This window comes from Acaryochloris sp. IP29b_bin.148 (assembly GCF_028285565.1).
Taxonomy (GTDB): Bacteria; Cyanobacteriota; Cyanobacteriia; order Thermosynechococcales; family Thermosynechococcaceae; genus Acaryochloris.
Genome location: NZ_JANQOY010000203.1, coordinates 25,119 through 32,740, shown reverse-complemented (window position 1 = coordinate 32,740; position 7,622 = coordinate 25,119). Strand labels below are relative to the sequence as shown.

General features: G+C 48.7%; 6 protein-coding genes and 1 tRNA gene. 2 read left to right on the top strand and 5 right to left on the bottom strand.

The genetic code is table 11. The features are described 5' to 3' along the window. Nucleotides 1-19: 19 nt before the first annotated feature. Both Q0986_RS18295 and Q0986_RS18290 read right to left on the bottom strand, forming a co-directional pair. Nucleotides 20-91: transfer RNA gene (locus tag Q0986_RS18295), tRNA-Thr, on the bottom strand. 59 nt (nucleotides 92-150) lie between these two features. Continuing rightward, nucleotides 151-1,236, bottom strand: coding sequence for a PIN/TRAM domain-containing protein (locus Q0986_RS18290; RefSeq protein ID WP_299413965.1), 1,086 nt, complete (start codon nucleotides 1,234-1,236; stop codon nucleotides 151-153). Nucleotides 1,237-1,472: 236 nt separating this feature from the next. Here Q0986_RS18290 and hemW point away from each other — a divergent pair, with 236 nt between their 5' ends. Next, on the top strand, nucleotides 1,473-2,690 hold the full coding sequence (gene hemW, locus Q0986_RS18285) for a radical SAM family heme chaperone HemW (protein WP_299413971.1): 1,218 nt from the start codon (nucleotides 1,473-1,475) through the stop codon (nucleotides 2,688-2,690). 40 nt (nucleotides 2,691-2,730) lie between these two features. On the opposite strand, the gene Q0986_RS18280 is transcribed toward hemW, so the two are convergent. After that, a complete protein-coding gene (locus tag Q0986_RS18280; RefSeq protein WP_299413962.1) occupies nucleotides 2,731-3,996 on the bottom strand; it encodes an S-layer homology domain-containing protein in 1,266 nt (421 codons plus the stop codon). Between the two features lie 140 nt (nucleotides 3,997-4,136). Then, the gene (locus tag Q0986_RS18275) at nucleotides 4,137-5,342 is read right to left on the bottom strand and encodes a lipid-A-disaccharide synthase-related protein (RefSeq protein WP_299413959.1); all 1,206 of its coding nucleotides are present in this window, start codon (nucleotides 5,340-5,342) and stop codon (nucleotides 4,137-4,139) included. A gap of 596 nt (nucleotides 5,343-5,938) precedes the next feature. Here Q0986_RS18275 and Q0986_RS18270 point away from each other — a divergent pair. Continuing rightward, nucleotides 5,939-7,012 carry a chlorophyll a/b binding light-harvesting protein gene (locus Q0986_RS18270; protein WP_299413955.1) on the top strand — a complete coding sequence of 358 codons (1,074 nt, stop codon included), beginning with the start codon at nucleotides 5,939-5,941 and terminating at the stop codon, nucleotides 7,010-7,012. Nucleotides 7,013-7,111: 99 nt separating this feature from the next. Here the strand turns inward: Q0986_RS18270 and Q0986_RS18265 are convergent, their stop codons facing one another. Further along, the gene (locus tag Q0986_RS18265; RefSeq protein ID WP_299413952.1) at nucleotides 7,112-7,543 is read right to left on the bottom strand and encodes an HIT family protein; all 432 of its coding nucleotides are present in this window, start codon (nucleotides 7,541-7,543) and stop codon (nucleotides 7,112-7,114) included. Nucleotides 7,544-7,622 lie beyond the last annotated feature (79 nt).

Below are 7,622 nucleotides of genomic sequence, written 5' to 3'. Positions count from 1 at the left end.
ACCTTGGTTATTTATAGAAAGCCGATGATGCGATTTGAACGCACGGCCGCTCGATTACGAATCGAGTGCTCTACCACTGAGCTACATCGGCATGAAATTGGAAAATCTAGTATATCAGGTTGTTCAAGACTAGAAACAGATTCCTAAAATTCAGGCCCAAGCCGTTTGGGGACGGGCAAAAATCATCCGTCCTGCGGAGGTTTGTAGGGCGCTTGTGACTACAACCGGGACTTGATCACCAATATGGTTGCTGGCTTCTTCCACCACGACCATCGTGCCATCTTCTAAATAGCCTACCCCTTGTTCTGGCTCCTTGCCCGCTTTGATGATTTTTAGATCCAAGCTATCTCCGGGCAGGTAAATCGGCCGCAAAGACTTAGCCAAATCGTTGACATTGAGCACCTGAATATTTTGAACGCTAGCAACTTTATTCAAGTTATAGTCATTCGTGACCATCGAAGCATTAATATCTTGGGCTAAGCGCACGAGCTTCGCATCCACTGTGGCGACATCCTCATAATCTGCAGGATGGATCACCATCCGATCAGGATACTCCGTGCGTAAACGATTGAGAATATCTAGACCTCGCCGACCTCGTGCTCGCTTTTGGTCATTGCCAGCATCTGCCAAGGTTTGCAATTCATGCAGGATAAAGCGGGGCACCAAGATTTGACCATCTAAAAAGCCCGTGAGCAGTAGGCCCTCAATGCGGCCATCAATAATACAGCTCGTATCCAAAATTTTGGTTGGAGAAGGCTGTAGCGTCCCTTCTGCCATCAACATCGTTTCGATGGAATTGGGATTAATCAAGCGCAGAATAGTTTGACCATGAATATCAGCAAGGGTTAACCCTAAAAACGCGAAAATCAGGCTTCCCAGGACGGCAGCAGTGGGCTTAATAAATGCAAATTCCTTGGGTAAGGGAAACAGGAAGATAGGCGCCAACATCAGATTGGCCACCAGTAATCCCAGAAATAGGCCCGCTGAACGACTGAGGAGCACATCTGTTGGCAGGGCTTTAATCTTTTTTTCGATCCGGCGGCAAGAGACCTGAGCGGCGAATCCAATGCCTAAGCTCAGCAGCCCCCCAAAACCGGTAATCACCCAACGTAGACCTTCGAGGTTAACGCCTTCTAGTTCGCTCGGTGTGAGCAAATCGGGGAGTAAATCAACACCTCGAAAACCAACTGCTGCACCTACAGCAATGAAGGTTAGGATAATAAAGAGGTCTAGCATGGTCTCGGCTTACTGTTGAATCATAGGTGACATGCTTTTCAGAAAGATGTGATGAGCGAAAGGTTTCGCCAACCTGTTATTTCTTCAGAGAAAATAGTCCTATTAATTATTATAGTGTCCTCAATTCGGCACCTTACAGCGTTTTTTGTTCACTCAAAAAGATTCCCTCAAAATATCTCCACTGAGATCAACTTTTACCCTGAAATCCCTAATTTTATGGGGTGACAAGTAAGGTGATGACCTCCGAACATCTTTCTTTGCAGACTACGGACCATTGGCCCACTTCAGCATACATTCATATCCCGTTTTGTCGACGGCGCTGTTTTTACTGTGATTTTCCCATTTCGGTCATTGGCGATCGCAAACGGGGGGAAACCTCGACCAGCATCGCAGAATATGTCACTCTTTTGTGTCAAGAAATTGCGGTAACACCCCCCGGGCCACAGCCCTTAAACACAGTCTTTTTCGGAGGAGGCACGCCGTCTCTCCTGTCTGCTCAGCAATTGGCTCAAATCTTGCAGACCGTGGAACGACAGTTTGGCTTGGCCACTGATGCGGAAATTTCGATAGAGATGGACCCAGGCACGTTCTCGTTGGCGCTGATGCAGCAGTTTAAGACCTTGGGAATTAACCGGGTCAGCTTGGGAGTTCAATCCTTTGTGGATGAGTTATTGCAGGCTTGTGGTCGATCCCACACGGTAGCTGAGATTGAGCAAGCGATCGCCATTCTCCATCAGGCTGAGATCAGCAATTTTGGCCTAGATTTAATTTCGGGGCTACCGAACCAAACCTTGGAGCAGTGGCATACCAGCTTAGACCAAGCGATTGCCTGTGGTCCGACCCATCTCTCGACCTATGATTTGGTTGTTGAACCAACGACCGTGTTTGGTAAGACGTATCAGCCGGGTGCATCTCCTCTTCCTCCAGAAGAGGCAACGGCCCACATGTATCGATCCGCCGTTGCCAAGTTGCGAGCAGCAGGCTACGACCATTACGAAATTTCTAACTATGCACGCTCGGGCTATACTTGCCGCCACAATCAGGTCTATTGGCAGAATGCTCCTTATTATGGGTTTGGTATGGGAGCCACCAGCTATGTGCATTGGCAACGCTTTAGTCGGCCCCGCACCCGCAAAGACTATGCTCACTGGGTACAAACGTTGATTGCTCATCACGGACAATTAGACTGTGAGACCAGTTCTAATCTGGACTGTTTGATGGAGACATTGATGATGGGGTTGCGGTTGGCGGTTGGCGTTCCTCTCTCCACTCTGTTCACCATCGGTGGGGCGGACACAGTGGATGCCATTTTGAACTGCCTCGCCCCTTTTCAAGCCCAGCAGTGGGTCGAACTTCCGACTCAGCCAGACGGGGCCATCCGATTAACCGATCCCGACGGCTTTTTATTTTCTAACCGGGTCTTAGCAGCGCTTTGGCAAGCCTTAGATCCTTAGGGCTTGCCAAATTAAAGGGACTCCTATGGCTCAGCCCATTTTAGGTAGAGAGGTTCAAATCAGATTGGGTGGTTAGCTCTAAGTCGGCGGGATCAACCACAATCACGCTATCTCCAGGAGCCGAAGGATTACGGGCGCCACTGGTTCCGAGGACGACTCCAGTGAGTAAACTGCCTAGATTAAAACCACTGCCTAAAACAGACCCCAAAATGGTGCGGGCTGCTGTGGTGCCAATGGCACCACGGATATCGGTTGGATCAACAGATTGACGCCCTACGGCCACTTGGGGATCTGAATTAGCCCGAAAAGCATAGGTGCGGGTCCCAATTTTGAGCTGTTTGGCGACAAACTGCGTCCCTGGTGTGGTGTTGACGGTCACAGGAACCAGTGAGCCTTCAATCACGCTACCTTTGGGGATCAAAACGATGCCTGCATCATTGGTGATATCTTCTGCAACTTCCAAGTTGGTGTCCACTGTTTCGCCAGGGGCCACGATCAAATTGACTTTGTTCGGACCGGGATACTTGACGGGAATAGCCGTACCTGAAGCGATCAGGCTACCTGGGTTGGTCGGTGAGACGGGTGGGGTGGGGGGACTGCCCTCTAACTTGACAATATAGGTATTGGCCCGAGCATTGTTGGGAATGGGTTCCAAATCTCCTTGATCCACCAGGGCCTGATAGACATAGGCCGCAATTTCAGCCCGACTGGCTTCCTGATTCGGATTTAAAAATTTGGCGTTGGGGTAATTGACGACTAAACCCGCTTCTGTGGCAGCGGTGATGCCCTTGTCCGCATAGTCGGGGATATCCGCTGCATCTTTATAGGTGGCTAAGACTTGATTGGTGGGGGCATCTGGCTCTAGTTCTAGACCGCTGGCCAGAGAGACGAGGGCTTGCACCTTGGGAATTTCTTGATTGGGCTTAAATAAATTACCGGGATAACCTGACATAAACCGGGTGCTGTAAGCTTTTGCGATCGCAGGCTGAGCCCAATGATTGTTGGGGACATCGGCAAATCCCCGATATTGGCGGTTCGGATCGCGCTCAAAGGCTTGACGGACGATGGCTGCAAATTGAGCACGGGTGACGGGTTGATCGGGCTTAAAGGTGCCATCTGGGAATCCTTTAATCACATTTTTTTCAGCTAATTTCTCAATAAAAGGCCGTGCCCAGTAGCCAATACTGACATCGGAGAAATTGGCTTGCGCCCTTGCGGATGGTGCAGTGATCAAAGGGGTGATTGTGCTGATCGACAAGCCGCAAATCGCGGCTATGCTGGTAATTCTAGGGAAAACACGAAGCATCTTGAGGGACCCTCCTAACATTTAGGTAATACAAAAGTTCCTGTTCTGTCAGTATCAAATTAGTTGAAGATGAATGTAGAAAAATCGAGATTTATTTTATTTTCTGAGAAAAAATAAATAGATAACACCGTTAACATGAACTATGAACAGGGAGGGTTCTCTGCCACGTCTAACAGATAGGTCTGGAGACAGTGGGCAATTCTGAGGGCAGCACCCGGTGTTCCCATACGGCGGCGACCATTATCTATCCAATGCTGCGGGTCTGGAAGCATAGCCTGCAGGGTTGAGACCGTGGCAGAGAGTGCCTGGGGATCGGTCAGTCGATAAATCGATCGCCCCAATAATCGGGCTTGAGTGGCCGCAAATTTGGGCGTAAACTGCGGCCCTTTCCCAGGCAGCGTGATCACAGGTTTACCGAGTCCAACCGCTTGTTCTGTCGCTGTTCCCGCCATCGCCACCACCATATCAGCGTAATGCAGCCCTTCCCTAAAACCATCTGGCACAAGCAACAGCCGATGCTGACCATACTGATAGGTCGGCAAAGACGCGGTAACAGGCCCCCAACCCTGATGGACTAAGGTTCGCTGCAGGGGATCAAGCTCAATACCGGGTGAGATCGCACCTATAAATATGTAGATCTGTGGGTTCTGCAGTAGGGTTGCGATCGCACGCACCATGACTTGCCAGTTGGCAAACACCTCAGGGACATGAGATCCCGGCAACAACAAAATTTTAAGGCCGGGGGGAAGTGAATCAAGGGAAGACTCTTTAGTGGGTTCTAAATCATCCATCATCGGGTTACCGCAATCGAAGACGGGAATGGGCCAGCGTTGTAGATGGGTTGCCGTGATCTGATCTCGTGGAAAGACGCCTCGACAGCGAGCCTGGGCCATCAGCCCGCGCTCCCAAGGCCAATAGATAGATTGTCGTAAGCTTAATCTCCCGTGGTTGGTCCGCCAATACTCCGACTTGGCTGTGCCAACAAAGGCAAAAGGGCACCCACTCCATGTGGCAAACAGTAAGGGCACAATATCCCCGACGGCCATAATCACGCCTTCAGATTGGGACCATTGCGCCACGGCCGTTATTTGGCGTTGCATTAAATGCCATAGCCCCCTTTGCAGATCGCGCCCCAGGGATCGACCCAGAAATCCGCCAGAAGGTAAAGCTTGCCCCTTGACCAAGAGTGGGATGCCTTGGTGCTGATAGGCATGGCCGACACCCACCAGCGACAACGCCTGGATGTTCAGCGCCGGTTGGAGTTGCTTTAAGGCGATCAGAATGCGAACAGCGACTTCATCTTCACCATGACCATTGCTGATCACGAGTAGTGCTTTGGATTTCAAAGGGTGGGGTAGCCTGATCCAGATTCCGTTGTCAGGCTACCATGCCCCACAAGGGGATACTAGCTGGATGGAAGTCAGATGGTGCTTGCGATTGCTCGCTTGATTGGCTACAGTAATTCAGTCCTAAATGGGGTGAGAGACTAGGCGAAGATGAGTGAACTTAATAAAACATTACAGTTCGTCACTTCCGATACAAAATCTTGTTGTTCAACAATGCTAAGACTAAGAATCCTAAAGTGTTCAAGGAATTGGTGATAGTCCTCAACAACGTGAGGCATCATCACTGATTTGTCCGTCAATTGAATTCATTTGGGATCCTGATAAAGACCTGAACGTAGTATGGAGGTTATACTTGAGCTTTGTTAAGCAGGTCTAGACATTGCTCTATCAGCCTGCTTGTTTTTTAAGAGCCGTCATTGGGCAATGGCACGGATGGATTAAATTCCAGAATGGCTTGTTGTACAGTGCGCGGCATCGTAACATTATTTCATGCGCCTGTTTAAGATAATTGCATTTAACTTTCACGTAAGTTTTATCGGGCGAAGATTTATATAGAGTCGTTTTTCCTCAAAACGTTATCCTTTGGAATAAAGAAAATGGCAACAAAAGTCGATACTTCACCTGAATATCCCTGGTTTGCGGGTAATAGCCGCTTAATTGATACTTCTGTGCAAGGAAAATGGTTGGCTGCTCATATTGCCCAGATCGGCATCATTATGATCTGGGTTGGGCTGAACGTGTTTTCTGAGAATCAAGCCTTTGACCCCAGCTTACCGATGTTTGATCAAGGGCTGGTATTAATCCCTCACTTAGCTGCTGAAGGATTTGGTATAGGCTCTGGTGGTGTTGTTACCAATACCTTTGTTTACACTCAGGTTGGTGCCATTCATATGGTTGCTGGCTTGGTTCTATTGGCTGGTGCGTACTTCCACGGCGCAATTGGTCCGAGTGACCTAACAGAAGGTGGGCGTGGAAATACCGAGCGATTTGCCTTTGCGTGGGATGACCCCAAACAACTCGGTTATATCCTTGGTAACCACTTAATCTTTATTGGTTTCGCTTCCTTAATCTTTGTGGGTTGGATGAAATTCCACGGAATTTATGACCCCACAGTTGGTGAGGTGGTTAAAGTCGCTGCTCCTGGTTCTACCATCGCTAATGTCTTTAAGTATGGTTGGTCTACGCCTGGATACAATCCCTTCTTTGTAGATAACCTTGATGACTTAGCTTCTGGTCACCTGTTCATTGGCTTATTTGATATTGCTGGTGGTATCTGGCACATCAATGTTGCTCCCTTCAAATGGGAACAGGACCTCGGTTCCCGTATCAGCATCTACACTCCTGATGGTTTGATCGGAACTGCCCTGGGTGGTGTAGCCATCATGGGCTTTATCTCTACTTACTTCTGCTGCGTAAACACTTTCGCTTTCCCAGTTGAGTTTTACGGTGCTGCTTGTGAAGTTAAGTTCGGTATTGCCCCTTGGTTCAAAGACACCGCTGACTTAGCAGAAGGTTTCTACACATCTCGTGCCTGGTTATGTAACGTGACCTATTACGTTGCTTTCTATTGTCTACAAGGACACCTTTTCCATTCCTTGAGAGCAATGGGCTTCAAGTTCGAGAATATTCCTGCTGTTATTGCTCGTGATACAGGTAATGCTCCTGTCTAACCTGGTATTACGTTTCTGAGAATTTGAATTCTGCTAGCGGTAAAAGCTAGCAGAATTTTTTTTGCTGATAGATGTCTCCCACGCATAGATATCCCCCACTCAAAGCCGGATGTCCGCTGCCAAGCGATCCAGTTCGGGTCTAGAAAGGGTGGGAATATCTTTATCCCCAAACTGGACTTTTCCATCTGCACAGTAGGCATAGTGCTTATGCATGATATCTAGCGGGCCATACTGAGGAATAACGTGAAGATGGGCATGGGGAACGGTGAAACCATGGACCAACAGGCCAACGCGTAGAGGATTATAGACCTCCATAATTTTACGCCCCACCTGTTGGGCAATAACCATCACCCTGGCAGCTAAGGGATCGGGGAGATCGGTAAAGTGATCAATGTGAATTTTAGGAATAACTAAGCAGGCCCCTGGATAGACAGGATGGAGGGGAATAAAAGCCATAACCTCCTTGTCTTCAAAAACTGTGCTGACGGGTGCTTCACCTCGTGTGATCGCACAGAAAGGACAAGTTTTCATCAAATGTATCGCTCCCACATTGCAGCTTTTTTGCCTAGACTTCCCGTTATTGAGGTAAACCTAGAGTGAGTTTAGTCTT